Genomic DNA, 24637 nt, shown 5'->3' with positions numbered 1-24637 from the left:
ATTCAGTTCCTTAATAGTAAGAGATTGGATCGTTTGAGAAGTCGGTGATGAACAGAGAACTGAAAATATTCTCTGGGAACGCTAATCCTGCGCTTGCCCATGAGATTTGCACCTATCTCGGGCAAAAGCTCGGGGCGGCCACCGTCTCTTCCTTTAGTGACGGCGAGATCCGGGTCAAAGTCGATGAAAATGTGCGCGGCGCTGATATCTTTGTCGTGCAGTCGACTTGTCAGCCTGTGAACGATTCACTTCTGGAGCTGTTGATCATCATCGACGCGCTGAAACGTTCGTCGGCGAACCGGATCACAGCGGTTATTCCTTACTTTGGCTATGGGCGGCAGGATCGGAAGGATCAACCGCGCGTGCCGATTTCGGCGAAGCTGGTGGCCGATTTGATCAGTACCGCTGGTGCCGATCGTGTGTTGACGATGGACCTCCACGCGGGGCAGATTCAGGGGTTTTTCAACGTGCCGGTCGATCACTTGTATGCATTGCCGGTGCTCTTGGATTACATCACCAAGAAGAAGATCAATGACTTAGTTGTGGTGTCGCCGGACGCCGGCGGGGTCGAGCGTGCGCGGGCCTTTGCCAAGCGGCTGCAGGCCAATCTTGCCATTATCGATAAACGCCGCGAAGGCCCGAATCAAGCGCAAATTATGAATATCATCGGCGATGTGCAGGGAAAGAGCGTGATGCTCCTGGACGATATGATCGACACGGCCGGAACTATTGTACAGGGTGCCCAGGCGTGCGCCGACAAAGGGGCGCGGGAAGTGTGGGCCGCCTGTACACACGCGGTCTTGTCAGGGCCGGCTTTGGACCGTATCACGAACTCCTGTTTGTCGCAGGTGGTGGTGACCAATACTATTCCGTTGCGCGGGAAAGAACTGGCCTGCCCCAGATTGCATCAACTTTCGGTCGCGCCGTTATTGGGCGAGGCCATTCGGCGTATCCACGAAGACGAATCAGTCAGCTCATTATTTGCCTGAGTCCTTGAATCGCGGGGACCAGATCGACGTAGGAGAGACGGAGGAGCATCATGAAATTTGATTTAGCAGTGACCGTACGGGAGCAATCGGGGAAGGGTATCGCGCGCCAGCTGCGACGGAGCGGCAAGATCCCCGCGGTGCTCTATGGGCAGGGAGAATGTGTGCTTCTCACGGTCAATCCCGATGAACTGGTGAAGATTCTCAAGGCACAAGCCGGCAGCACGGTGCTGGTATCGTTGACCGTAGACGGCGCCAAGACTAAGGCGAGTCGCACGGCATTGTTGCGTGATTATCAGGTGGATCCCATTACCGGCAGTGTGTTGCATGCCGATTTGTTTGAGATCTCCATGGACAAGCCGATTCGCGTGAAAGTTCCGGTGCACGTCACCGGCGGCATTCCCGTCGGCGTAAAAGAAGGCGGGGTGTTGCATAATAATGCCCGTGAACTCCATATCGAATGTTTGCCGGCGGTGCTGCCGGACCAGATCGACGTGGATGCGTCTTCACTCGGAATCAGTCAAGGCATTCACCTGAAGGATGTGGCGCGGCGCGAGGGTATCCGATTCCTCGACGACGAAGATCTGATGATTGTAAGTGTCGCGGCCCCGATCTCCGATGCCAAGCTGGAAGCACTGCTGACTGGTGGCGCAGGCGCAGCGGCGTCCGAGCCGGAAGTCGTGGCGAAGGGCAAGGAAGCAGGCGAAGGCGGAGAGCCTGCGAAGGCGGGCGCGGCCGCAGCCGGAGATGCCAAAGGTGGCGACAAGAAAGCCGCCGGTAAGGATGCTCCGAAAGCTGAAAAGAAGGAACCTGAAAAGAAGAAGTAGCGGTGCATCTCCTCGTCGGACTGGGCAACCCAGGCAAAGCCTACGCCCGGACCCGTCACAACGTCGGTATGTGGGCCATCGAGCGGGCGGCTGCTCGATGGTCTATCCGTCTCGCCTTCCGCGGTACTGCTCAACGAGGATCCGGTCGGCTTGGGTCGGAGTTGATCGAACTCGCCGGCTTGTTGGACTGGATGAATCTCACGGGGCCTCCTCTCAAAGGTTTGCTGCGCGAGTTCAAGATCAAGCCGGACAACCTGATTCTCATTCACGATGATCTCGATTTAGAGCCAGGTCGACTGCGCATCAAGCAGGGCGGCGGGGCCGGTGGGCATAACGGGATTAAATCGGTGATAGAGGCGATTGGGACTCCGCAATTTGTCCGGATCAAAATCGGAATCGGTCGTCCCGCTCCTGGCATGGATGCCGCGGACTATGTGCTTCAGCCGGTGACGCAGGATGAGGCGGAGGTTTTTACGCCATGCCTGGAACGAGCCGTTGACGCAATGGAGTGCCTGATCCACCGAGGTCTTTCCACGGCCATGAATCAATTCAATGTTCGTGAGAAGGCCCCGCAAAGCGAAGAAGGGGCATAGACTGCATCGGGCGGATATGAGCTTCATGGCGAGGTAGTGGTGCTCGAGCAGTAAACCAGCATGATGGGTGTGGGGTTCTTCAATGCGTAGATGTATGGGCGTGACCGTTCTGGTGCTGATGGGGCTGATATTTGTTCAGGTTGGAATTGCCGGGCCGGCTCAAGCCGGAGATTTTGCCTTCGAGTCGATCCGACTCAGAGGCGGGTTCAGCGGCGGCTCCCCGCTTGGCCGAGAGCGACAGAGTGACTTCCAACAGGCAGACCTTGCGGCGACAGTTCGACTTCCTTGGGAGAAGGAGCTTGGCGGAGACTGGATACTCGGTACGAGGATGCTTGCATCGATCGGCATGTTACGCGGGGCCAACGAAACTAATGGGATCATGACAATCGTGCCGCTTGATATTGTCTTCGGGCGCAAGGATGGACTAATAGCGATCGACGTCGGAGGGGGAGGGGCCTTGCTTAGCGATTATAAGTTCGGCCGGCAGAATTTTGGCGGGCCATTTCAGTTTGTATGGACATTCGGAATTACCAGCCGCGTGGCCGGACCGCTCGGAATCGGCTATCACTTTCAGCATTATTCGGATGCGACGCTCTACGGGCAAGACAGCCGAGGGGTCGATCTCCATCTCATCGAGCTGATCTATTGGTTTGATCGACGAGACTAGGCGGGTCGTCATCTCCGCGCTAGGGCGCAGCCGGAGTGAGCCTGAGCATCACTCATTCAATTGACAGCCTCTTTGCCGCTGTGATACCGTCCACCGTTCTTTACGCCTCATATAGAGGCACCTACACCTCGCTCCGGACCGGATCCGGGGCCTTTGTCCAGGAGGATTGCTGCATGGAGCTGTACGAGTCTCTGTTCATTATTCGTCCGTCCGTCTCCGACGAGGAGACCAATACCCTCATCGATAAGATGAAAGCGGTGGCCGATAAGACCGGCGCGCAATTCATCAAGGCCGAGAATTGGGGCAAGAAAAAGCTTGCCTATGAAGTGCGGCATGAGCGGAAAGGCACCTATGCCTATTTCTACTTTCGCGCCCCCAACACGACCGTCGGCGAGCTTGAGCGGGCCTACCGTTTGGAAGACAACATCCTCAAGTTCTTGACCGTCCATCTTGAAAAAGAATTAGTCCCGCCGCGTCCTTTGGAGGCCTCAGCGCAGGAGACCGACGGTGGCCGGATTTAATAAAGTCATCCTCATGGGCAATCTCACGCGGAATCCCGAGCTGCGGTATACGCCGAGCGGGACTCCGGTCGCGAGCTTCGGACTGGCGGTGAGCCGACGGTTCAAGCAGGGTGAGGAGCTGAAAGAGGAAGTCTGTTTTGTAGACATCGTGGTGTTCGGCAAGCAGGCGGAACATTGCGGACAGTATTTGAGCAAGGGCAACGGGGCGATCATTGAAGGGCGGCTCCAGCAACGCCGCTGGGAAACGGAAGACGGGCAGAAGCGCAGCAAGCACGAGGTCGTGGCCCAGAGCGTGACCTTCATGCCGAAGCGCCAGGATGGCGCCGGGACGAGCGGCGGACCGGGCGGTGAACCGCCGATTCATGACGAACCCAGCTATGAGTTTGACGAACAGCATTGATTAGGACGAACGAGGAGGCAGTGATGGAACGAACGGGTGGCGGTGCAGGCGGTGGTGATCGCCGTGACGGTAACGGGGGCGGCGGGCGGTTGTTTCAACGGCGTCGGCCGTGCCGGTTTTGCCTGGAAAAGGCCCCGATTGATTTTAAGGATGCCGGGTTGCTTAGGAATTTTCTCACCGAGCGTGGACGAATCGTTCCGCGCCGGATCTCCGGGAACTGCATGCGGCATCAGCGTGAATTGACGATTTCAATCAAGCGCGCCCGGCATATCGCGATCATCAGCTTTGCCGAGGAGCGATAGCGCGCGTGAGTCAGCGTGACGCGATACAGGCGTGGGGAGCCGGCGTGTCGCCGGAGATCATGATGGATCTGCTGACTCCGCATCTTGCAGATATCACCGCCGACGGGTTGTCGCTGACGGGTGACGTGACCGCTGAGGAGCTGGGACTGACCGAAGCAGACACGCAGCTCGAAGGCGCGCTGGCTGTCGGATTGGATCTGACTCAGGTGGAGCGCACGATTTGTGTGACCGGAGTGGTGGAAGGGACGGCCATCCGGGAATGTGTGCGGTGCTTGGCTCATTTCTCTGAGCCGTTGGCGTTTGCGCTCCGCGTGGTGTACGAACCGGAACCGAAGGCGGTGTCACCGGTGGCCAAGCGGGTCGATCACCGCAAGAAGGCGGTCGAACCGGTAGCTGTCGAGCCGGACGAGACGGATGACGAGATTTATCATTACGCGGGAGATCACTTGGAGCTCGCGCCGATGCTGCGAGAGCAAGTGATTTTGTCGAACCCGATGCATCCGTTGTGCAAAGTAGATTGTGCCGGGTTGTGCCAGCATTGCGGAAAGAATTTGAACGAGGGGCGGTGTGCCTGTCCGGATGAGGCCCCGACCAATCCGTTTCAAGTATTGAAGAGCTTGAAGACTGAACAGAAGTGACGTCGGGGGACCGATCTCTCGGCGGTCTTGAACGTGGGAAGGAGTTGCCATGCCTAATCCGAAACATAAACATTCTCGTGCGCGCCGCGACAAGCGACGTACACAAAAGCTGCGGATGACCCCTCCGGGGATGTCCGTATGTCCACAGTGTCACGAGCTGAAGCTGCCGCATTACACTTGTTTGAACTGTGGAACATACAAGGGTAAGGCAGTTATTCAGGTCGAAGAGTCCTAGCGGGACCGAGATCAGCTGCGCCGAGGCCGCTTGGCCTCGGCTCTTCTCGTTCCGGTTGTGCATTTCGTGCGTCTGCGCTAAGCTCTCGGCTCATCGGGGGCAATCACGGGTGCCACGCGTGTTCAGTCACCTAGTCCAATCTCGAGCACATGATTTCGCATGAAGATCGCACGTGCTGTGATCGTGCGAGACCATGGCCCCGCGCCTCTGGTGCTGCCCATCGCACAACAGGGCCTAGTGCGAGTGCTCAGCTGGCGTCGTCCGTTCACCCATTTTCGAGTACGTGACTCCCTATGAAGATTGCGCTTGATGCGATGGGGGGGGACCATGGTCCCGCACCCTGTATCGAGGGCGCCATGCAGGCGGCCAAAGAACTCGACGTCGAGGTCATCCTCGTCGGGGACGAGACGGCCTTGAAGCGCGAATGCGCGCGCCTTGGCGTCACCGACCCTCGTCTCTCCATTCGGCATGCGCCTCAGGTCGTCGAGATGCACGAATCGCCGGCCGCCGTTGCGCGTAAAAAGCGGGACTCGTCGATCTGGATCGCCACAGAGTTGGTCAAGCACGGAGAGGCCAGTGCCGTGGTCAGTCCGGGCAACACCGGTGCGAGCATGGTGTCGTCATTCTTCGTGTTGGGTTTGACCAAAGGTGTCGAGCGCCCGGCCATTGCGACCAGCTTGCCGACGTTGACGGGCGAGGCCATCATGCTGGACGTCGGCGCCAACGTCGACTGTTCGGCGAAACATCTCGAACAATTTGCCCTGATGGGGAACGAATACGGGAAGCATTTGTTTCGCAAGCCCAATCCTCGCGTCGGCCTTCTGAGTATCGGTGAGGAAGACAGCAAGGGCAATGAGGTGACCAAGGAAGCCTTCAAGCTTTTGAAGGCCAGCTCGTTGAACTTCATCGGCAACGTCGAGGGGCGTGAGGTCTATAGTGGAACGGCTGATGTCGTCGTCTGCGACGGGTTTATCGGGAATGTCGCGCTGAAAATTTCCGAGGGCGTGGCTGAAACCATCAAGAAGCTCCTGATCAAAGAAATTTCCGGTTCGTGGCTGGGCCGGCTGGCCTATCCGCTGATCGCGGGGCCGCTCCTCAATCTGAAACGCAAGATCGACTATGCGGAGTTCGGCGGAGCGCCGTTACTCGGAGTGAACGGGATCACCATCATTTGCCACGGCCGTTCCTCGGCGAAAGCCATTAAGAATGCCATCCGTCGGGGCAAAGGGATGGCCGAAGGGCGTGTGCACGAACTGATTCAACGGGATATCGAAGAGAGTATTGCCAGTCCATCGCCTGCGGAGCCCTCTGCATGAAATCCCGTATCACGGGAACCGGGTCGTATGCCCCGTCTCGAGTCATGACCAATACGGAGCTCGAGCGTATGGTGGCGACGTCCGATGACTGGATTCGCGAACGAACGGGAATTCGCGAGCGCCATATTGCGGCGTCCGGGGAGGCTTGTTCGGATCTCGCGGTTCAGGCCGGGCGGCGTGCGCTGGAAGCCGCCGGTCTTGCGGCCTCCGATCTCGATATGATCCTGGTTGCCACATGCACGGGCGACTATCCGCTTCCCGCGACGGCCTGCCTGGTCCAGCATCAACTGGGTGCGACGAAAGCGGCGGCCTGCGACCTGTCGGCGGCCTGCTGCGGATTTGTCTACGCCTTGTCGGTGGCGGATGCGTATGTACGAACCGGAATGCGGCATGTCTTGGTGATCGGTTCCGAGGTGATGTCGGCGATTACCGATTGGAGTGACCGGAATACCTGCATCCTGTTTGGTGATGGGGCGGGCGCCGCGGTGGTCAGCGCGAGCGATGGTGAACGGGGGATTCTCTCAACGCATTTGCGGTCAGACGGGAGCCTCTGTGAGTTGATCACCGTGCCAGCCGGCGGGTCGCGTACGCCACTCTCCGAGCAGGTAGTCGCCGAACGGGCCCACTTCATCAAGATGAAGGGGAATGAGACCTTCAAAGTCGCCGTGCGGACGCTGGAGGAAATCGCCCGGGAGACGCTGGCAGCAAACCAGCTGCAGGTCGAAGATCTGGATCTCTACGTGCCCCATCAAGCCAATATGCGGATTCTCAAGGCCGTGATGGAACGGCTCGGTCTTCCGCTTGAGAAGGTGATGGTGAATCTTGAACGCTATGGGAATACGTCGGCGGCCTCGATTCCAATCGCACTGGACGAGGCGGTTCGAGCAGGGCGGGTTCAGGACGGGTCGCTCGTTATGTTAGGCGCATTTGGAGCCGGGTTGACCTGGGCCTCGGCGTTGATCCGATGGTAATGGCCGTGAGTCGACACGCAGCCGTCCCGCACAACTTTTCCCGTTGACATTCCACGTCATTTCTAAGATATCTACGCCCATGAATTCTGGCATTGGATTGGTGTTCCCTGGACAGGGGTCGCAGTCGGTTGGCATGGGCAAAGCGCTATGTGATGCCCATCCCAGGCTGAAGCAGGTCTATGACGAGGCGTCGTCTGTGCTCGGCTATGACAGTGCGGCGCTCTGCTTCGAAGGGCCGGCTGAACGGCTGAATCTCACGGAGTATACGCAACCGGCCTTGCTGGTGAGCAGCATCGCGGCCCTCAAGACATTGGACTCGGCAGGTCTGAAGCCGGTAGCAGTGGCTGGACACAGTCTGGGTGAATATTCGGCGCTGGTGGCTGCGGGCGGCGTGTCCTTTCGCGATGCCGTCGGGCTCGTGCAGAAACGCGGGCGGTATATGTCTGAAGCGGTGCCACCGGGCACCGGCCAGGTGGCCGCGCTACTTGGATTGACGCCAGATGTCGTGCGGGAGGTCTGCCGGGAGGCATCTGCAGTCGGTGTGGTTGCCGCGGCGAATTTCAATTCGCCTGGGCAGGTGGTGATTGCCGGAGAAAAAGCCGCCGTTGAACGAGCGATTGAACTGGCCAAAGCCAAAGGTTGCAAAAAGGCGATCCCATTGCCGGTGAGCGTCCCGGTCCATACGCCGTTGATGCAGGTGGCGGCTGACCGGTTGTCGACAGATCTGGCGGTCGTGCAATGGACTGATCTAGCCACGCCGCTCATTAATAACGCCGAAGCCAAGCCCATCAGCCGGGCCGCTGAGATTCAGCCGTCGCTCGTTCGACAACTGCCGTCCTCGGTATTGTGGGAAGACTCGGTGCAGGCGATGGCAAGGATGGGTGTGACGACATTTATTGAAGTGGGGCCCGGGACGGTGTTGACGGGCCTGATCAAACGTATTCTTCCGGATGCGAAATTATTGAACGTGCATGATCCGAAATCGTTGGATACGACACTGCAAAGCTTGAAAGGAAGCTGACAGGTTTACAGGAGCCAGGCTTACACGGGATCATGCCTCCTGTCAGGGTGCGTACGTGTCAGCTGAAAGGAATTCGATGTCATTGCAAGGACGAGTGGCGATAGTAACCGGGGCGGCACAGGGCATCGGTCGGGCGATTGCAGAAACATTGGCGCACGCGGGGGCGGATATCGTCGTCGCGGATCTGGATCCCAGCCGGTCGCAAGAGACCGTCAAGGCGATCGAGGCGTTGGGCCGGAAAGTGCTCAACGTCAAAGTGAACGTGGCCGATGCGAATGATACCAAGGCCATGGCCGAGCAGGTCATGAAGGCGTGGGGCAAGATCGACATCCTGGTCAACAATGCCGGGATCACGCGCGACGGGCTGTTGCTTCGGATGAAAGAAGAAGATTGGAACCTGGTGCTCCAAGTCAATTTGAACGGCACGTTCAATTGTACCAAGGCGGTCTTGCAGCCGATGACCAAGCAGCGGTATGGTCGCATCGTGAATATTGCCTCGATCGTGGGCGTAATGGGCAACGCCGGTCAGGCCAATTATGCCGCGTCGAAAGCGGCCGTGATCGGCTTCACCAAGACGGTCGGGCGGGAATATGCCACGCGCAATGTCACCGTCAATGCGGTGGCGCCGGGGTTCATCGATACGGCGATGACACATGGGTTGTCGGACGACGTGAAGGAAACATTGCAGAAACAAATTCCGTTGGGACGACTGGGGACGCCGGCCGACATCGCGGCGGCGGTCCGCTTTCTTGTGTCCGATGAAGCGGCGTATATTACCGGTCATGTTTTGCATGTGAATGGCGGTATGTTAATGGTATAGATGGTCCCCAAGGTCTGGGAACAACCAGCGGCAGCATATCCCCATGTTGCCGCACAGGGTCAGTCACGTTGGGGAAGGAGGTAGGCAGATCGATGGCAACTGTTGATGAGCGCGTAAAAAAAATTATTGCCGAGCAGCTCGGCGTTGAGGAAGATGAAGTGGTTCCCGAAGCCTCCTTCGTCGAAGACTTAGGCGCCGACTCGCTCGACACCGTCGAGTTGGTGATGGCCCTCGAAGAAGAATTCGAAATCGAAATTCCTGACGAGGATGCCGAAAAGATCCTCACGGTCGGGAAAGCGTTGGACTACATCAAGGAAAAGTCATAAGCAGGACGTATGGCTGAGCGATCGACCCGGCGCATCGTCGTGACAGGTTTGGGACTGGTTACACCTCTTGGGACCGGGGTGGACAAGACCTGGGCCGCGCTCTGTGCCGGGCAGTCCGGCATCGGGCGAATCACCAAATTCGATCCGGCTGCCTATGACGCCCAGATCGCCGGGGAAGTGCGCGATTTCGATCCGGCTCAATTCATCGAAAAAAAAGAAATCAAGAAGATGGATACGTTCATCCACTATGCCGTGGGCGCCGCCCAATTGGCCGTGGATGACGCAGGATTGAAAGTAGCTCCCGAAGAAGCCACGAGAGTCGGCGTCTATATCGGGTCCGGTATCGGCGGTCTGGGTGCGATCGAGCATTATCATGAGGTGCTCAGGGAAAAAGGTCCCGGCCGGGTGTCGCCGTTCTTCATTCCCATGACCATTATCAATCTGGCCTCGGGCCAGGTGGCGATTCGCATCGGCGCCAAGGGACCGAATTCCTGCGCGGTGACGGCTTGTGCGACCGGCAACCATTGCATCGGCGATGCGTTCCGCCTGATTCAGCATGGGGATGCCGATGTCATGGTTGCCGGTGGCGCGGAGGCGGCGATCACGCCGCTGGGTGTGGCAGGGTTTGCCGCCGCGAAGGCGCTCTCGTTTCGCAACGATGAACCGACCAGGGCCAGCCGGCCGTTCGACAAAGACCGCGATGGGTTCGTGCTGGGTGAGGGCGCCGGGGTCGTTGTCCTGGAAGAACTCGAGCATGCACGTCGTCGGGGCGTCCGGATCTATGCCGAGGTGATCGGGTACGGCATGAACAGCGATGCCTACCATATTACCGCGCCGCCGGAAGAAGGCGAAGGCGCGGTGCGCTGCATGGAACTGGCGTTGAAGGATGCCGGAATCGCCAAAGACCAGATCGGCTATATCAATGCGCACGGGACCTCCACGATGGCCGATGCTATTGAGACACGCGCCATCAAGCAGGTCTTCGGCCAGCAGGCCTACAAGATCCCTGTCAGTTCGACGAAGTCGATGACGGGACATTTGCTCGGCGCCGCCGGAGGCATTGAAGCCGTCTTCAGTATTCTGGCGCTCCATCACGGCCTGTTGCCCCCCACGATCAATCTGGAAAACCCCGATCCCGCATGCGATCTCGATTATGTGCCCAATACAGCCAGGGCCGTACCGATCAAGGCGGCGCTCTCGAACTCGTTCGGGTTCGGCGGTGTGAATGCCTGTCTGATTTTCAGGCGCCTAGAGGCCTAGCGCGGTTGCGCCTATGACACCGGCTTCTCCAGCCGATCCAGTTCCATCTATCCCCCACTATCGGTTCAAGAATCCCGGTGTGCTCGCGGAAGCGTTGACGCACAAGTCTCATGTCAATGAGCGGAAGGGAGCGACGCGAACCCATAACGAGCGCCTGGAGTTTCTCGGCGATGCTGTGCTCTCGCTGATCATCAGCGACCACCTGGCGCAGCTCTATCCGCAGCTGAGCGAAGGCGCGCTGTCTAAACTGAAGGCGAATTTGGTGAGCGAATCATCGCTGGCCCAGGCGGCCCGCCGAATGAATCTCGGTGCCATATTGCGGCTGGGGCGAGGAGAAGAACTTTCGAAGGGACGAGAAAAGCCGTCCCTGTTGGCGGATGCCTTGGAGGCCGTGATTGCTGCGGTCTACCTTGACGGGGGGTTGGAGGCGAGCCGAGTCTTTACCTTGGGAGTGCTGGGAGACGAGCTGCGTCAGGCCGAAGCCCATCAAACGACGCCGGGGGAGGAAGATTACAAAACGCGACTCCAGGAATGGTGCCAGAAACAATTCGATCAGTTGCCGCACTACGTGACTGTTCGGGAGTCCGGGCCGGATCATTTAAAACACTTCGAGGTTGAAGTGCGGGTCAACGAGCTGGTGGCGGGTACCGGACGGGGTCTGAGCAAGAAAGAAGCGGAACAGATGGCTGCCCGTTGCGCGCTTGATCAGATCGAGTCTTGAAGCCGGACGCGATGGTCGTTATAGTCAGCGCAGCGGGCCCTACGGTCAAGGGAGGACGATGATGCAGAGAAGATTGAGCTGGGTGATGGGATGTGCCGTGTTGGCGGTGTGTATTCCCTTCTTATTCGGGACGGGCGTCAGTGATGCCGTGGATAAAGCGCCGGCTCCAAAAGTTGAAGCGCCCAAGGGGCCACGGGCGATCATCAAAACGAAATTCGGTGAGATTGAGCTGAAACTGTTTCCCGAACTGGCCCCCAAGCACGTCGAGAATTTTATCAAGCTGGCCAAAGACGGGTTCTATAACGGCACAATTTTTCATCGGGTCATACCGGGGTTCATGATCCAAGGCGGCGATCCCAATACCAAGGATTCGCTCAAGAAGGATTCATATGGGCAGGGTGGCCCCGGGTATACGGTCAAGCAGGAATTCAGCGATACCCCCCACAAGCGTGGCATTGTATCCATGGCGCGCGCGAACGACCCTGATACGGCGGGGTCACAGTTTTTCATTGTGGTCGAGGATTCCCGGTTCCTCGATCGCAAGTACACGGTCTTCGGTGAAGTCACCAAAGGAATTGGCGTGGCCGATAAGATTGTGAGCTTGCCGAGAAACGATCGCGACCTGCCGAACGACCGGATTGAAATGACCGTCACGATCGTCGAATAGAAAAAGCCTCGTCCCATATCATCGGATGAATCGAGAGGGCCCTTCCCGTTTTAGGCGGGAAGGGCCCGTTCTTTTCCGCTTCGCCTGAGGCTGAGGCCTCGTCCGGACCAGGTGTTAGCGGTGGGAATGTTGTGTACTAGGTGGGATCAATTTTCTGGAAAATTGAGGAGCATCACTCGTTTTGGATCCATGTAAAGTTGGAAACTGGACACAGACTTAAAACGGAAGACCAGTAGACTCTTGGGAATAATGTTGTGACCTCTGGCTATCCGAGACATACCCGTGGCAACTGCGTATCTGCTCAAAGCGGCCACCAACTATGACGGAAACCAGCCACTCAAAATGCTCCAAACCAGCCGACCGAGCTGCCCAAGCCTAAATGAGTTCTTGAATATTGACAGACCTCCCGACTCGGTTAATGACGGGCGCTGGATTGATGTTTTCTCGCTGTCCTGAACGGCTGCTTCCGACCCAAAGCAGAAATACACGACTGACCGCTATCAGAGGGGGAGCTTACGCTGATCCGCATAAGAACCTGTGATACATAGTCGCCCTGTCGCAACTCATTGAAACGACAACGGGCATTGAGTATTCTTCCCGAACTGTTGTGGCGTGTTATGCGGACAGATAATAGCAGATCCAGCTCTTATGCGGATCGGCCTAAACATAGTTCGTCGACCCAAGACGACTCTATGTTGAACGGAATCGCGTGTCCTTCGATCATCGTTACATCTAAGAGCCGATCAAGGTTCCAGGAACCTTTGATCGCTACGGTGTGGTCAAGCATGCCGGGTGCCACACAATCCGGCATGCGTTCGCCACGCACCTCCTTGAGACCGGTTACGACATCCGGACAATCCAAGAACTGCTCGGCCATAAGGACGTCAGCACCACCATGATGTACACGCACGTGTTGAACAAAGGCGGCCATGGGGTGAGGAGTCCGATCGATGACCTGTGAACCGTTTTCTACAGACTGCATAAGGCGACGACCTGAAGGCGGTATTGGATTAGAACGTGCTCTGCTCCAATGGGTTAGGGCGAGCAATCGGTGCTTACCCGTCGATTTAAGCAGAAGTGAACAGCCTGCCTTAACCGGATTATACAGTCTGTCTAAACATTGTTAGGCATTGCGCAACATCGGAGGGAAAGTATGAATAGAAAGTTGGTGAAGAATGGACTTATCGCGGCCGCGATAATGAATATAGGCGGTGTTCTTGTGTTTTCACGGGCATTCACCAATGTCGCCATTAACAATGCCGACCCCGTTGTAATGTCGAACTTTGGGCTACTCATGATTGTTGTGTGGGGGCTAGCCTATCTCGGCGCTGCATTCATCAACTCAAACATTAAGTGGCTGGTAGGCGCTTTTGCTGTGGAGAAACTCGTCTATGTTGTTGTGTGGGTTATGTGGCTTTCGAAGAATAGTCTTGCGCCACTCTATTCCACGGACGTTTTCGCCGGGGGTTTTTACAGCATCTACGGCCTAAACGATTTAGTGTTTATGTTGTTCTTTGCTCGGGTGTTTTTATCGCAGCGCCCTGACGGCCATGCATAACAAATCACTCAAGCGGACGGCTAACGCCGCCGCTTAGTTCAAACGTTAGGCGTCGCTCCACACGCGCTTGATGACAGCGACCAAACCATTCACACCAACCACAACCCAGGAGAACAAGAACATGAACCAGGCAGAAAAAATCAGAAACCATCCGGCGCGGTTATGCGGCCTTCAACGCGGCTGACATGAAAACACTCACGACTTTCTTTGACGAGCACGCCACTTGGCATCGCGACGCCCGGCCAACCCAACATCGCTTCGACACTATGGCGCACGGTGTCGGACCACAAGAACAAGCGGTACTACTTTGAGTCCGCTCGAAGTCCCAATGTTTTCTGGGTGGCGCTGGCCGATATGGATTTTTCCGCCGGCAAGCCGGTGAAGCGGCTTTTGCTGACCAGTGGCGCCGTCCATACCGGAAATACCGCGCCACAATTCCAGCCTGCGGAGCCATTCAAATTTCTTGAAGCCTTGGTGAAGTAGTGGCGGTCACGGGCAGGGTCGCTGCGATGACGCCTAACCGACGCTCAACCGTACGGGCCGATAGGCGGCTTCTTGCTCGCTTGACCGTTAATGCGACAGGGCTGAGGACTGCTTTACGGCGGTGCAATCTCAGCGCCGAACTTCCGAACTTAGCCGATGGCAGTCCTCGACTCTTAGCCGAAGTCCACGACCGAAGGCTATCAGGTGTTCCAATCGAATGACGGCATCATCGGGATCCCACGGGGTGTAAAAGAGAGAACATCAATCGCCGCAGCTTCTTTATGAAGGGCGGCAGACAGCTTTGACAGATCTTGAAAGTCGGCGATGTGGATATCCGCAGAAAGACCTGGCCTGGTAGCAGCGTAGTAGCAGATACAGATGATGAAAGCAGAAAATGATGGCTCGTCGCTTCCTCCAATGACAAGATGGGTTGCTCGGTCGTGACCGTGCCGTCTTCGGTGATGAGTTGACCCAGGTTGTATGGATGAGCTGGGACGGTCGGGGCGCTATGAAGAGTGGGTGCACCCGAAAGACAATGAGACACCAGATTAATCAAACGGCTGATGAAGGCTCGTATGACGAAGATTCTTGTCATAGACGATGATGTCCGTGACCAAGGCCTCGTAGCTGCCGTCCTCGAGGAAAGAGGATATGAAGTTATTTTGGCAGATAATGGTGGGGCAGGGTTGACGTTATGTCACCGGCGAACTCCTGATGCTGTCGTGTTGGACCTCAACATGCCTGGAATAGACGGTCGGAGCTTACTGCAACAATTGCGGATACTGCACCCCACCCTACCGGTCGTAGTTTTTAGTGGACACAGCACTGAAGAGGTTGAGCAAGAGATGCTGACCCAGGGCGCCACGGCCTTTATTCAGAAGGCATTTTCACTCGATCAACTTGGGTTGGCATTGCAGGAGGTCCTACCCTCCCCCCTCTCAAGCTGACAGCTGATTCGCATACAAGACGACTCAGACCCACTCCAGCCAAGCGTAGCGCGAAGCGGGCACATCTCTCATGAACGGCCGCTTTCCGGCGTGGAGATGGCCTTAGCGACCGTCGCAAACTGGTCGGATCCCGCTGGTCGCAAACGCCCATTTGCCGTCTGATTTGCGGACAAGGTGAGCTAGACAGGACGCATGAGTTTACGCGGGATCTACGACCCGTGCGCAAACAGGTTGTACCGATATAGCGTTTACAACGCGATCACTTTCACACGGGTCTTCTCCCTCCATATTCCCCTACCTCTTTCATCAGCCGATAGCCAGATGAGGCTTGTTCCCGTCTCAAACGTTACTACCGAGTCTCAAACATTATTCCGAAGTCTCATACTTCCTCCCTGTCAACACCAGGCCCCACTTCATGGACTCCCGACACCGTTAGAATATGAGAAAGGCCGTTGATGTGGCCTAATACCCTACCTTTGGTGGGGGCCTTTTGTGGGATTTCCCCGGGAGTGAGTCCAAGGTATGCTCACCCTATCGAAACCGAGAAGGGGTCTACCGAGGAGGAATTCCGTGAAAAACCCATCAACACGTCGCATGTACCGGCGAGTCGAGCGCGAGTGCCATGCCTGTATTCTGACGTCCAGCGCCATCCATCGCTGCACGGTGCGTGACCTTTCGTTGAGCGGGTTTCGAGTCAAACGGGAAGGCGAGGCGCTGTTGTCTCAGCACATGGCCGTCATGCTTCGCGTGTGGCTGCCAGGCCTCTCGGAACCGATCGATATCGATCAAGCGATGGTGCGGTGGGATCGGGGGAATGAGTTCGGTGTGGAGATCCAGTCCATTTCAAACGGATCGGACTTCCAGCTTGCAGGATTTATTGCGCGCGCATTGCAATCGTCAATCGGCTGCGATGCGGCCTCCAGTCAAGCGGCAGGGTCACGGCTTAGTGCTGGTGATGCTGGCAGTCCGGGCCGTGGGTATGGGACTCAGCCGCGGTCGGCGGAGGCATGAACGATTGGCCTGGCAGCACGATGTGGCCCGGCTCGTGTTTCTTTTGTAAGTTCGAGGCAATCTCGGGATGATAGGCCGTGACATACCCGATCAGCCCTCCGAGAAAGCGGCGCGATTGAAAATCTCTCCCGGAAAAATCCGACACGAATTTGATCGCTCGATCGAGGATTTCCGGTGCGTTGGATGAGTCGGCAATCTGCTTGGGGTTTTGCTTCTTAAACGCGTCATATTCTTTAATCAGATGTTCGGCAAAGACGGGCATGGGGGCCGCCGGCACGTGCAGGGGGCTAAGCGTCCGGCGCAGTCCTTGAATCGCGGCGACGACTTCCGCGTCCTGTCCGTCACGCCGTCCCTGGAAGAAACTCACCGTAATGACTTCAATGAGATTGAAGAGCGAGATGGCCTGTTGCCCGCCGAATTCACCGAGCTCCCGATAGAATTCCCGTCGCACCGGCATGAATTGCTCGCCGAGCCTCTTTTGCTGGTAGTCGCTGCCGGTATCGAGATAGGCGCAGTCGGAAGGACAGGTCACACGGACCAGGCGATGCTCCCCGCAACACTGGCTGCAGATGAGTCCGCTGAGGCCCGGGCAGACGCGTTTGCCCTTGCGTTGCTTGCAGTAGGCGCATTGGCTCATTTAGTTGCGGCTCCTTCCTTGGAGGGCTGCGGGGGCCCTGCTGCGCCAAACCCATAGTCAGCGAGGGTACGACGGTTGTCACGGCTCTTGCCGTCCGAGGGAGCCTCCAGCCCGTTGATCTCCGCCGCGTGGGCATAGTGATAGGGGACCAGAATCAAATTATTGGCCCGGTCGATGCTGATATCGGCCGGGGAGAGGAGATACTCGGCAATCACCTGGAAGCGTTGGTCCCGGGTCATGCGCCAAATCTTTCCCCTGGAAAAATCCGAGACGTACATATTGCCCCACCGGTCGAAATCGACCCCGCTCAAATTTTGAAAGCGGCCGGTGAAAAATCCATTCGACTCCAGTTCGGAGAGCTGGCCGTCCGGCGTAATGTCGAAAATCTTGCCTTTCTCCCAACTCACGGCGATGAGATGGCCGGTTCGCGGATGGACGGCAATCCCGGATGGACCCGCGAGGCGCTCGTCGTGAAGGAGCAGACTCACACGATGACCGGCCGCTTGCTCGATCCGGTAGATCGTGTTGTTGGATTGGTCGGATACGTAGAGCATGCCGTTGGGGCCGGCCGTCACATCGGTCAAGGAGACGATGCCCTTTGCGGGCAGCGGGGGAAAGCTGACGACGACGAGGGACTTGCCAGTCGACTTGTCGAATCCCTTCAACTGATCGAGATCGGCCACGTACAGAGTCTGATCGACGATGGCCAGGCCTTTGGGGGCATGCAGCATGACATCGACGATGCCGCCTTGGATGAACTTGAGGTTGAGGACTTTCCCCTCAGCATCCACCTTCGTGATGAAGCCGTTATTATCCCGCGCGTCCGGCTCCCCATGCACATTGGAGATGAAGAATTCTTTGCCCTGTTGGTCGCCGACGAAGCTATTCGGCCCTTCCAATCCGGTAATCTGGGCCGCGTGGAGGAGATTCGACGATCCTAGGAGGACACACGATGCCAGTGTCGCCCTCAAGAGGGGGCCGCGAAAATTGTCGGTGGATGATCGGATGTTCAAGCTTGATTAATCAGTGTGAAGACAGAGGTGCATCGTAGCGAACGGGCGAAGAGACTGTCAAGGAACGTCAGTGAAGGGTCACGAGTCAGGGGTCAGGGGGCATCGGAGTCTCGCCGGCCCCCTCACGCCTCACCCCTGACCGGTTTGGAGCGTTGACTTGGATAAAAATGCCCTGCTAAGGTGCCTACGGTTTTGAAGGCCAACCGCTTGAATTCAGGGAGGGAATGGTGGGAGCACGACTCATTGACGGGAAGGCACTGGCGCAGCAAGTTCGCGACCAGCTAACAATTGAATCCGCGGCAGTCCTGGCAAAGACCGGGACCAAGCCGGGTCTCGCTACCATTTTGGTCGGTGATGACCCCGCGTCGCATCAGTATGTGAAGAGCAAGCAGAAAGCCTGCGATGCGGCAGGCATCTATATCGACGACCACAAGTTACCGGCCAGCACGACCCAAGCAGAGCTGTTGTCTTTGATTGAGAAGATGAACGCAGATTCCAGGATTCACGGAATCTTAGTGCAGCTCCCGCTTCCCAAGCACATCGACAGCCGGGTCGTGCTTGAAGCGGTCTCGCCGGACAAGGATGCCGATGGATTCCACCCGTATAACTTCGGTCGGTTGGTTGAAGGGAATCCGGTCTTTGAAGCCTGCACTCCCAAAGGCGTGATCAAGATGCTCGAGTCTACCGGTGTCGGCATTGAAGGCAAGCGCGCGGTGGTATTGGGTCGCAGCAACATCGTGGGAAAGCCGTTGGCGCTCATGCTGTTGCAGCGTAACGCGACCGTGACGATTTGCCATTCCAAGACCAAGGATTTGCCCGCAGTCTGCCGTGAGGCGGACCTCTTGCTGGTCGCGATCGGGAAAGCCAAATTCGTGACGGCCGACATGGTGAAAGAAGGCGCGGTCGTGATCGACGTCGGGACCAATCGGTGGACGGACGGAAAGCTCTGCGGCGATGTCGATTTCGAACCGGTGAGCCAAAAGGCCGGCTGGATCAGTCCCGTGCCCGGTGGCGTCGGTCCCATGACGATCGCCATGTTGCTTGCGAATACGGTGGAGTCAGCGAAGCGAATGGCGGGGATGGTGTAGGAGGCCTGGAGTCTTCTGTGCTCGCTGAACGCGCACAAAAAGCCGTGCTCGTTCAATGCGCGCAGTAGAAGACCCCAATCCTCTTACACCGGAGTAAAGGTGGGGGAGAAGACATCTGAGCGGAACGCTCCAGTGCTCGCCCAACGCGCGGTCTCAGAAGACCCTCGTTGGATGCGCGCAATGTGGAGCGCCCCGCTCGATCTCTAGAAGAGTGGAGATAAGATTGGTGCATGCGCGCAGTGAAGAGCCTCCAGTTCTCCTACAACAAGGTAAGGGATGAAGTAGGGGAGTGGATAAGGGTGAGGGAGATGCATGAGTAAAGAACCGCGGCGGTTGAGCGAGGTCCTGAGTAGCGGGCAGTTTGCCGTGACGATCGAGTACAACCCGCCGAAGGGCACCAACATCTCGAAGGTGCTGGAGAGTGCCAAAGAACTGGTCGGGCGTGTGCACGGCGTCAATGTGACCGACAATACGGCGGCCGTCGTGCGCGCCGGGTCGCTGCCGGTCTGCCGGTTGCTCTATGAATTGGGCCACGATCCGGTCATGCAGTTGACTTGTCGCGACCGGAACCGGATTGCCATGCAGTCCGACCTCATGGGCGCCCATATGCTCGGCATCCGCAACATCCTTTGTCTGACCGGCGACTATCCGACCGTCGGCGACCACAAAGAAGCCAAGCCGGTCTACGATCTCGATTCCGTGCAAGTCATGCAGCTGGTGCAGGGCCTCAATAGCGGCCGCGACATGGCCGGCAATAAGTTAGACGGCTCGACGGCGTTCACCATCGGCGCAGCCGTGACGCCGGAGGCTGATCCGGTCGGGCCGATGCTGGCGAAGTTCGAAGTGAAGGTCAAAGCCGGAGCTCAGTTCTTTCAAACCCAGGCGATCTATAACCCCGATCTTTTCGCGAGCTTCATGACAGCCGTGCGGCCCTATAAGGTGAAAGTCCTGGCGGGTATTTTGTTGTTGCGGAACCACAAGATGGCCGAATTCATGAACGCCAACATTCCCGGCGTGTCGGTCCCGCAGGAGATGATCGATGAATTGAAGGCCGCCGGCGACAAGGCGGAAGATGTGGGCGTGGAGATCGCGGTGCGCACCATCAATGCGGTGCGCGCACATTGCGACGGGGTCCATATCATGGCGATCAAGGGGACCCACCGCCTCGCAGACATCATCACCAAGGCCCAGCTCGGCTGATGACGATCCCCGAATTTCAACAACACAAGCGCCAGGAGAAGAAGCTCATCGTCGTGACCGCGTACGATGCGCTCTTCACCCGTATTGTGGAGCAGGCCGGCATCAGTGCCATTCTAGTCGGAGATTCGCTGGGCGTGGTCGTACAGGGGCAGGCCAATACGCTGTCCGTCACCATGGAGGACATGCTGTACCACACCAAGCTGGTGGCCCGCGCGGCGCAACAGGCCCTGGTGATCGGCGACCTTCCCTTCATGTCCTATCAAACGAGTAAAGAAGATGCGTTGCGGAATGCCGGACGTTTGATTCAGGCGGGTGCGCATGCGGTGAAGCTCGAAGGGGGCCAGGCGATGGCCGGCCGGGTCGAGGCGATGACCGCGGTGGGCATTCCCGTGATGGGGCATATCGGCATGACCCCGCAGTCGGTGAACCAATACGGCGGCTATAAGGTGCAGGGAAAGGCCAAGGATCGGGCCAAGGAGTTGTTGGCCGATGCGAAGGCGTTGGAAGCGGCCGGCGCATTCGGAATTGTCCTGGAAGCCATTCCGGCGCCGCTGGCGAAAAGCATCACGGCGGAGCTGTCGATCCCCACGATCGGGATCGGAGCCGGTCCGCATTGTGACGGGCAAGTACTGGTGCTCTACGATCTGCTTGGTCTCTTCGATGATTTCGTCCCTAAATTCGTCAAGCCGTATGCCCATCTGAAGACCGATGCGCTGCAGGCACTACGGCGGTTCAAGGAAGAAGTCGAACTCGGGAAGTTCCCCAGCGACGCCGAGTCCTATCACTGAGTCTTCTGTTCGGAGTGTGGTCATACAGTTCTCCCGATTACTGGCCAGTCCTGTCGTTCGATCAGTCCACGCGAGGCCGAATCGTTGTCGTCGGATTCTGCTGACCCGTGCGGGGGCAGGGCGGCTGACCGATTCGATTGGAGTGAGGCATGACTCCTGACGAACTCCTGAAAGAAGGGCACGCACTCGCAAGGCCCTGCGTCCATCTGACTCGTCACGGAAGCGACTACTGCGGGGTCTGGGGTGGGATGGGAGTCGTTCCCCTGCGGGACGCACGATTCCGCCACTGGCTTTCGGTAGCCTGTCTGGCCGTGCCCGGAGAGCATGGATTGACCGGCTGTATCAGCGTCTATACCAATCAGGAAGACCGGGCGACAGGGTTGGTCCTCGTCAATCGGCAGGCCACGCTCCCGCCGATCCCGGACGGGATCAAGCTGTATGCGCAACCGGCCACATGCTTCCCCCCGCTGGACGCGATCTTTCGGTATGGGTCTGCCGCGGTTCAAGCCTGGCTGCGTGCGAATCAATGGCAGCCGGAATGGGGCTATAGTCCGCAGTTCAGAGACCATCCGATCACGGCGTTGTGCGCCTCGACATATCAGGAGCAATTGGATTTAAAGGGTCGCGCGATCGATGCGGTACTGGGCGGCTGGCCCATGCCCTGGCGAGTCGGAGACTGGGACGAGCGCCCCGATCGCCAGTTGCTCCTCTGGACCTGGCAAAACTCTCCGCCGTGGATAGAGCTGTGGCACGATCGCGGGCAGCTTCGTGTGGTTCAGCGCGTCGCGGAATAAGACGGTCTACTCGTTTCCCCTCACACATCCGACAGCGGAGACCCTGCCGGTGGAGCGGCCAGGGCGTTTGATGGAAGCGGTGCTCTCTTGAAAGAGGGGGAGGACGGGCTGAAGTCAGTCTGATACAGTGGCCCCTCATGACTGGAGGGGGCTGTCCGGATGGAATGGGTCGAGTGGTTGCTCAGCCGGGAATTTTGTCAATTCGTTCTTGATCACGGACTATTTGTACCCGTCCTTTTCTTGGCGAGGCTTGTCGGGGTGACGGCGATCGAACTGATCGCGTCGGCCCGGGCGATTTCGTACCGTTCAGTGATGGCGTACGACCTCATCGGCTGTACGCTCGTCGGGTTCATCCTCGTGCCCGCTGCCGAGTTTCTCAGTGCCCGGGCCGCGCTTCGAGTGCCTGTTCCTGAAGCCATCATGGCGCTACCGGTAGCAGCGACCTTTTCCCTCTACTATCTTGTCGGCGACTTCGGCGCGTATTGGATGCATCGGTTCATGCATCTGACGGCGGTTTGGCGCATCCATAAATGGCACCATTCGCCGATCACGATGTACTGGCTGGCGGGGTATCGAGTGTCATTCCCTCAGCAGATCTTGTTCAACCTTCCGTGGATCTTTGCGTATTCAGTGTTTGGACTGGCGCCCTGGTGGATCTGGTTGGTCGTGCTGTCCTCTCACATGTTGCTCAACGACTGGATGCACATGAATGTGTCCTGGCGATCGAATTGGATGGAATGGATCTTCGTCACGCCCCGCTATCATCACATACACCATAGCGATGACCCGGCCCTCCAGCATGCCAATTTCGGCGTGACGTTTTCAGTGTGGGATCGATTGTTCTGTACGTATGTGAATCCGGAGGAGGTCAAGAAGCCCGTCTCGTTTGGAATCGGAGAAGAGGTCCCGCTCATCCGGCTTGTGGCAGGTGTGTGACAAGGGTATTGGTTCGCGCACAAGATGACGAGTGTGCTACGCCCGGGTCGGACGATCGCGGACGGACTCTAACGTGACCAACAACGCATCAGATGAACCGGGAATCTCTGCATCCTTAAGTCTGGTTCGGAACTCTGCGAGGTCGATTCCCATATAGCGATCAGGTAATCCCGCAATGAGGCGAAGGCTCTTTTCCCGAAGGCGACTCGCAGCAGCCTCATGCTTGGTGAAATGTTTCAGATTCGCCGCTGCCAGGTGAATCAGCGCTTGGAAGAACCGTCCCTGTTCGGTCGTTCGTCCCACCGCATGCCAGAACCCTTCAAAGATCTCATGGCATTCCCACCAGTACGCGAAATTGTATAAATCGATTCCAAAGCGATAGTCCTTGGACTGGGACCAGTCGTCTGGTCTGCAGGGCGTTGGCCTCGGCTCGGGACAGCCAAACGAATGGCCCTGCGGACTCCGTCGCGGATGGGGATTGGTCCCTGGAACGAATCGATAGGCGGGGAAGGGGCTGGATGAGTAGCGCGGCCAATCCGGGTTGGCGGGGGAGGGCTCAACTCCGGCCGCGATCATCTGCATACTCCACCTGGAACACCTGCCGGTCTTCCAGTCGAATCGCCGTCAATTGCCGGCCCCACACACAGCCGCTGTCCAACCCCAAAAGATTTGTCTCAATGTGCAAGCCGAGCGCGGCCCAGTGGCCGAAGAGAATGGTGTGATCGCTGCTCCGCCGGTTCGGAATGCGGAACCAGGGAAGGTGTCCGTGAGGGGCATCGCTTGGAGGGCCGGAGAATCCGGACAAGGCGCCTTCCGGGGTGCAGGTGCGCAGCCGGGTGAGGGCCCGTGTGATGGCTGCCAAGCGTTCATAGCCGGTCAATGACGCCTTCCACTGTGGAGTAGGTCCGTGAAAGAGCGCCTCAAGGAATGATCGCGATTCCGGTCCGCCCAGGGTGCGTTCGACTTCCCGGGCCAGGCTCCCGGCATCGTCGACCGACCATTGCGGCAGGAGGCCGGCATGAACCATGACATAGGCGCCTTCGTGATGGTGCAACGGTTGTCGCTTGAGCCAATCGATGAGCTCGGCGCGATCGTCGGCGGCCAGGATGTCTTGGATTGTGTCTTTCGGCCGCAAGGCGACGATCCCTTCCGATACGGCCAGCAGGAACAAATCGTGATTGCCCAGGACGACCTGGACGGAGGGGCCAAGCTGTTTGAGGTAGCGCAGGGCGCGAAGAGAACCCGGGCCGCGATTGACCAGATCGCCGACGCACCAGAGGCGGTCTACGGAAGGATCAAACCGGATGAGTTCGAGCAAGCGCTCCAGGGAGCGCGCGCAGCCTTGGATGTCGCCGATTGCGTAGGTGGCCATCGTGTAGAAAAGGAAAGACGATGGTGCGAGGGTATCGCGCGCCGCATTCAAATACAAGCCGGCTTATGCCAGGCGTGAGAACGTCACGCGCGGCGTGGCTCTAGGCGGCGCGCCGCTCGTGGTCGCTCTTCGCGCGGAGGTCGCGGATCAGCTGCTCGACACGGTCGGCCGGCAGGGGATGGCTGAAGAAGTAGCCTTGAATGGCGTCGCATCCCTGGTCGCGCAGGATGTCGAGCTGCGGCTGTGTTTCGACCCCTTCGGCCAGCACGCGAAGCTTCAACCCATGGGCCATGGCGATGATGGCAATGGCGATCGCAGCCTGTTCGGATTCTGACGCGAGGTCCTTGACGAAGGCCCGGTCGATCTTGATGGTGTCGATGGGGAAGCGCTTGAGATAGGCTAGTGTAGTGATACATAAATAGCTTTACTTATTATACCGTACGGGTATACTCCTCCCCAAGAGGAGGACTGGCCTATGCGCATTGCCCCGTCCCTGCAGCTGACTGATCCCGAACGCCAGCAACTGGCGCAGTGGGCGC

32 protein-coding genes are annotated in these 24637 nt (G+C 57.9%); 28 read left to right on the top strand and 4 right to left on the bottom strand.

Features of this window, described 5'->3' with window-relative positions:
- Positions 1-47: 47 nt before the first annotated feature.
- The 22 genes from Q7U39_06220 to Q7U39_06115 all read left to right on the top strand — a co-directional run bounded on the left by Q7U39_06220 (position 48) and on the right by Q7U39_06115 (position 16270).
- On the top strand, positions 48-989 hold the full coding sequence (locus tag Q7U39_06220; GenBank protein ID MDO9117532.1) for a ribose-phosphate pyrophosphokinase: 942 nt from the start codon (positions 48-50) through the stop codon (positions 987-989).
- A 50-nt stretch (positions 990-1039) separates the two neighbouring features.
- Positions 1040-1813: a 50S ribosomal protein L25 gene (locus tag Q7U39_06215; protein MDO9117531.1), complete on the top strand. Its 774-nt coding sequence runs from the start codon at positions 1040-1042 to the stop codon at positions 1811-1813.
- A gap of 2 nt (positions 1814-1815) precedes the next feature.
- Entirely contained in the window at positions 1816-2406 is a 591-nt protein-coding gene (gene pth, locus Q7U39_06210; GenBank protein MDO9117530.1) for an aminoacyl-tRNA hydrolase, read from the top strand.
- Between the two features lie 94 nt (positions 2407-2500).
- Complete coding sequence (locus tag Q7U39_06205) at positions 2501-3073, top strand: acyloxyacyl hydrolase (protein MDO9117529.1); 573 nt, start codon at positions 2501-2503, stop codon at positions 3071-3073.
- Positions 3074-3246: 173 nt separating this feature from the next.
- Positions 3247-3594 carry a 30S ribosomal protein S6 gene (rpsF, locus tag Q7U39_06200; GenBank protein MDO9117528.1) on the top strand — a complete coding sequence of 116 codons (348 nt, stop codon included), beginning with the start codon at positions 3247-3249 and terminating at the stop codon, positions 3592-3594.
- Positions 3581-3994 (top strand): single-stranded DNA-binding protein, encoded by a 414-nt coding sequence (locus Q7U39_06195; protein ID MDO9117527.1) that lies wholly within the window; start codon positions 3581-3583, stop codon positions 3992-3994. Before rpsF ends, Q7U39_06195 begins: the two co-directional genes overlap by 14 nt.
- A 23-nt stretch (positions 3995-4017) precedes the next feature.
- Positions 4018-4296: a 30S ribosomal protein S18 gene (rpsR, locus tag Q7U39_06190; protein MDO9117526.1), complete on the top strand. Its 279-nt coding sequence runs from the start codon at positions 4018-4020 to the stop codon at positions 4294-4296.
- A 5-nt stretch (positions 4297-4301) separates the two neighbouring features.
- A complete protein-coding gene (locus Q7U39_06185) occupies positions 4302-4934 on the top strand; it encodes a DUF177 domain-containing protein (GenBank protein ID MDO9117525.1) in 633 nt (210 codons plus the stop codon).
- A 49-nt stretch (positions 4935-4983) separates the two neighbouring features.
- Complete coding sequence (gene rpmF, locus Q7U39_06180) at positions 4984-5169, top strand: 50S ribosomal protein L32 (GenBank protein MDO9117524.1); 186 nt, start codon at positions 4984-4986, stop codon at positions 5167-5169.
- 293 nt (positions 5170-5462) lie between these two features.
- Positions 5463-6485 carry a phosphate acyltransferase PlsX gene (gene plsX / locus Q7U39_06175; GenBank protein MDO9117523.1) on the top strand — a complete coding sequence of 341 codons (1023 nt, stop codon included), beginning with the start codon at positions 5463-5465 and terminating at the stop codon, positions 6483-6485.
- Positions 6482-7456, top strand: coding sequence for a beta-ketoacyl-ACP synthase III (locus Q7U39_06170; protein ID MDO9117522.1), 975 nt, complete (start codon positions 6482-6484; stop codon positions 7454-7456). The genes plsX and Q7U39_06170 overlap by 4 nt, the downstream gene beginning before the upstream one ends.
- A 79-nt stretch (positions 7457-7535) precedes the next feature.
- Positions 7536-8477, top strand: coding sequence for an ACP S-malonyltransferase (gene fabD / locus Q7U39_06165; protein MDO9117521.1), 942 nt, complete (start codon positions 7536-7538; stop codon positions 8475-8477).
- Between the two features lie 76 nt (positions 8478-8553).
- Positions 8554-9297 (top strand): 3-oxoacyl-[acyl-carrier-protein] reductase, encoded by a 744-nt coding sequence (gene fabG, locus Q7U39_06160; GenBank protein ID MDO9117520.1) that lies wholly within the window; start codon positions 8554-8556, stop codon positions 9295-9297.
- 92 nt (positions 9298-9389) lie between these two features.
- Positions 9390-9623: an acyl carrier protein gene (gene acpP / locus Q7U39_06155; GenBank protein ID MDO9117519.1), complete on the top strand. Its 234-nt coding sequence runs from the start codon at positions 9390-9392 to the stop codon at positions 9621-9623.
- Positions 9624-9632: 9 nt separating this feature from the next.
- Positions 9633-10883 carry a beta-ketoacyl-ACP synthase II gene (gene fabF / locus Q7U39_06150; GenBank protein ID MDO9117518.1) on the top strand — a complete coding sequence of 417 codons (1251 nt, stop codon included), beginning with the start codon at positions 9633-9635 and terminating at the stop codon, positions 10881-10883.
- A gap of 13 nt (positions 10884-10896) precedes the next feature.
- Entirely contained in the window at positions 10897-11604 is a 708-nt protein-coding gene (rnc, locus tag Q7U39_06145) for a ribonuclease III (protein MDO9117517.1), read from the top strand.
- A gap of 58 nt (positions 11605-11662) precedes the next feature.
- Positions 11663-12271 (top strand): peptidylprolyl isomerase, encoded by a 609-nt coding sequence (locus Q7U39_06140; protein ID MDO9117516.1) that lies wholly within the window; start codon positions 11663-11665, stop codon positions 12269-12271.
- A gap of 775 nt (positions 12272-13046) precedes the next feature.
- A complete protein-coding gene (locus tag Q7U39_06135; GenBank protein ID MDO9117515.1) occupies positions 13047-13232 on the top strand; it encodes a tyrosine-type recombinase/integrase in 186 nt (61 codons plus the stop codon).
- A 192-nt stretch (positions 13233-13424) separates the two neighbouring features.
- Complete coding sequence (locus tag Q7U39_06130; protein MDO9117514.1) at positions 13425-13829, top strand: hypothetical protein; 405 nt, start codon at positions 13425-13427, stop codon at positions 13827-13829.
- Positions 13830-14036: 207 nt separating this feature from the next.
- A complete protein-coding gene (locus Q7U39_06125; GenBank protein MDO9117513.1) occupies positions 14037-14312 on the top strand; it encodes a hypothetical protein in 276 nt (91 codons plus the stop codon).
- Between the two features lie 575 nt (positions 14313-14887).
- Positions 14888-15259: a response regulator gene (locus Q7U39_06120; GenBank protein MDO9117512.1), complete on the top strand. Its 372-nt coding sequence runs from the start codon at positions 14888-14890 to the stop codon at positions 15257-15259.
- A 570-nt stretch (positions 15260-15829) separates the two neighbouring features.
- Positions 15830-16270: a PilZ domain-containing protein gene (locus tag Q7U39_06115; protein MDO9117511.1), complete on the top strand. Its 441-nt coding sequence runs from the start codon at positions 15830-15832 to the stop codon at positions 16268-16270.
- Here Q7U39_06115 and Q7U39_06110 read toward each other — a convergent pair.
- Both Q7U39_06110 and Q7U39_06105 read right to left on the bottom strand, forming a co-directional pair.
- The gene (locus tag Q7U39_06110; protein ID MDO9117510.1) at positions 16203-16907 is read right to left on the bottom strand and encodes a hypothetical protein; all 705 of its coding nucleotides are present in this window, start codon (positions 16905-16907) and stop codon (positions 16203-16205) included. The genes Q7U39_06115 and Q7U39_06110 overlap by 68 nt on opposite strands.
- The gene (locus tag Q7U39_06105; protein ID MDO9117509.1) at positions 16904-17920 is read right to left on the bottom strand and encodes a hypothetical protein; all 1017 of its coding nucleotides are present in this window, start codon (positions 17918-17920) and stop codon (positions 16904-16906) included. Before Q7U39_06105 ends, Q7U39_06110 begins: the two co-directional genes overlap by 4 nt.
- Positions 17921-18144: 224 nt before the next feature.
- Between Q7U39_06105 and folD the strand changes: the two genes are divergently transcribed.
- From folD to Q7U39_06080, 5 genes are all read left to right on the top strand, one after another.
- Entirely contained in the window at positions 18145-19008 is an 864-nt protein-coding gene (gene folD / locus Q7U39_06100; protein ID MDO9117508.1) for a bifunctional methylenetetrahydrofolate dehydrogenase/methenyltetrahydrofolate cyclohydrolase FolD, read from the top strand.
- A gap of 312 nt (positions 19009-19320) precedes the next feature.
- Complete coding sequence (locus Q7U39_06095; protein MDO9117507.1) at positions 19321-20208, top strand: methylenetetrahydrofolate reductase; 888 nt, start codon at positions 19321-19323, stop codon at positions 20206-20208.
- The gene (panB, locus tag Q7U39_06090; protein ID MDO9117506.1) at positions 20208-20996 is read left to right on the top strand and encodes a 3-methyl-2-oxobutanoate hydroxymethyltransferase; all 789 of its coding nucleotides are present in this window, start codon (positions 20208-20210) and stop codon (positions 20994-20996) included. Before Q7U39_06095 ends, panB begins: the two co-directional genes overlap by 1 nt.
- Positions 20997-21145: 149 nt before the next feature.
- Complete coding sequence (locus Q7U39_06085) at positions 21146-21790, top strand: hypothetical protein (protein MDO9117505.1); 645 nt, start codon at positions 21146-21148, stop codon at positions 21788-21790.
- 159 nt (positions 21791-21949) lie between these two features.
- Positions 21950-22726, top strand: a complete 777-nt coding sequence (locus tag Q7U39_06080; GenBank protein ID MDO9117504.1) for a sterol desaturase family protein — start codon at positions 21950-21952, stop codon at positions 22724-22726.
- A 36-nt stretch (positions 22727-22762) separates the two neighbouring features.
- Here the strand turns inward: Q7U39_06080 and Q7U39_06075 are convergent, their stop codons facing one another.
- Both Q7U39_06075 and Q7U39_06070 read right to left on the bottom strand, forming a co-directional pair.
- The gene (locus Q7U39_06075) at positions 22763-23308 is read right to left on the bottom strand and encodes a DUF309 domain-containing protein (protein MDO9117503.1); all 546 of its coding nucleotides are present in this window, start codon (positions 23306-23308) and stop codon (positions 22763-22765) included.
- Positions 23283-24098: a symmetrical bis(5'-nucleosyl)-tetraphosphatase gene (locus tag Q7U39_06070; GenBank protein ID MDO9117502.1), complete on the bottom strand. Its 816-nt coding sequence runs from the start codon at positions 24096-24098 to the stop codon at positions 23283-23285. The genes Q7U39_06075 and Q7U39_06070 overlap by 26 nt, the downstream gene beginning before the upstream one ends.
- Positions 24099-24192: 94 nt before the next feature.
- Between Q7U39_06070 and Q7U39_06065 the strand changes: the two genes are divergently transcribed.
- Positions 24193-24432 (top strand): hypothetical protein, encoded by a 240-nt coding sequence (locus tag Q7U39_06065; protein MDO9117501.1) that lies wholly within the window; start codon positions 24193-24195, stop codon positions 24430-24432.
- Positions 24433-24637: the final 205 nt, after the last annotated feature.

Origin of the sequence: Nitrospira sp. (assembly GCA_030653545.1) — a bacterium.
Classification (GTDB): Bacteria; Nitrospirota; Nitrospiria; order Nitrospirales; family Nitrospiraceae; genus Nitrospira_D.
Note: the sequence above shows the minus strand (reverse complement) of the source record. Positions and strands in the feature narration are given on the sequence as shown.

Coding starts and splice junctions, on each gene's coding strand:
- rnc (MDO9117517.1), top strand. CDS start 10,897: ATGACACCGGCTTCTCCAGCCGATCCAGTTCCATCTATCCCCCACTAT.
- rpsF (MDO9117528.1), top strand. CDS start 3,247: ATGGAGCTGTACGAGTCTCTGTTCATTATTCGTCCGTCCGTCTCCGAC.
- Q7U39_06130 (MDO9117514.1), top strand. CDS start 13,425: ATGAATAGAAAGTTGGTGAAGAATGGACTTATCGCGGCCGCGATAATG.
- panB (MDO9117506.1), top strand. CDS start 20,208: ATGACGATCCCCGAATTTCAACAACACAAGCGCCAGGAGAAGAAGCTC.
- Q7U39_06070 (MDO9117502.1), bottom strand. CDS start 24,098: ATGGCCACCTACGCAATCGGCGACATCCAAGGCTGCGCGCGCTCCCTG.
- Q7U39_06120 (MDO9117512.1), top strand. CDS start 14,888: ATGACGAAGATTCTTGTCATAGACGATGATGTCCGTGACCAAGGCCTC.
- fabG (MDO9117520.1), top strand. CDS start 8,554: ATGTCATTGCAAGGACGAGTGGCGATAGTAACCGGGGCGGCACAGGGC.
- Q7U39_06095 (MDO9117507.1), top strand. CDS start 19,321: ATGAGTAAAGAACCGCGGCGGTTGAGCGAGGTCCTGAGTAGCGGGCAG.
- Q7U39_06080 (MDO9117504.1), top strand. CDS start 21,950: ATGGAATGGGTCGAGTGGTTGCTCAGCCGGGAATTTTGTCAATTCGTT.
- Q7U39_06110 (MDO9117510.1), bottom strand. CDS start 16,907: ATGAGCCAATGCGCCTACTGCAAGCAACGCAAGGGCAAACGCGTCTGC.
- Q7U39_06205 (MDO9117529.1), top strand. CDS start 2,501: ATGGGCGTGACCGTTCTGGTGCTGATGGGGCTGATATTTGTTCAGGTT.
- Q7U39_06220 (MDO9117532.1), top strand. CDS start 48: ATGAACAGAGAACTGAAAATATTCTCTGGGAACGCTAATCCTGCGCTT.
- plsX (MDO9117523.1), top strand. CDS start 5,463: ATGAAGATTGCGCTTGATGCGATGGGGGGGGACCATGGTCCCGCACCC.
- Q7U39_06170 (MDO9117522.1), top strand. CDS start 6,482: ATGAAATCCCGTATCACGGGAACCGGGTCGTATGCCCCGTCTCGAGTC.
- rpsR (MDO9117526.1), top strand. CDS start 4,018: ATGGAACGAACGGGTGGCGGTGCAGGCGGTGGTGATCGCCGTGACGGT.
- Q7U39_06085 (MDO9117505.1), top strand. CDS start 21,146: ATGACTCCTGACGAACTCCTGAAAGAAGGGCACGCACTCGCAAGGCCC.
- Q7U39_06075 (MDO9117503.1), bottom strand. CDS start 23,308: ATGCAGATGATCGCGGCCGGAGTTGAGCCCTCCCCCGCCAACCCGGAT.
- folD (MDO9117508.1), top strand. CDS start 18,145: ATGGTGGGAGCACGACTCATTGACGGGAAGGCACTGGCGCAGCAAGTT.
- fabF (MDO9117518.1), top strand. CDS start 9,633: ATGGCTGAGCGATCGACCCGGCGCATCGTCGTGACAGGTTTGGGACTG.
- rpmF (MDO9117524.1), top strand. CDS start 4,984: ATGCCTAATCCGAAACATAAACATTCTCGTGCGCGCCGCGACAAGCGA.
- fabD (MDO9117521.1), top strand. CDS start 7,536: ATGAATTCTGGCATTGGATTGGTGTTCCCTGGACAGGGGTCGCAGTCG.
- Q7U39_06215 (MDO9117531.1), top strand. CDS start 1,040: ATGAAATTTGATTTAGCAGTGACCGTACGGGAGCAATCGGGGAAGGGT.
- acpP (MDO9117519.1), top strand. CDS start 9,390: ATGGCAACTGTTGATGAGCGCGTAAAAAAAATTATTGCCGAGCAGCTC.
- Q7U39_06140 (MDO9117516.1), top strand. CDS start 11,663: ATGATGCAGAGAAGATTGAGCTGGGTGATGGGATGTGCCGTGTTGGCG.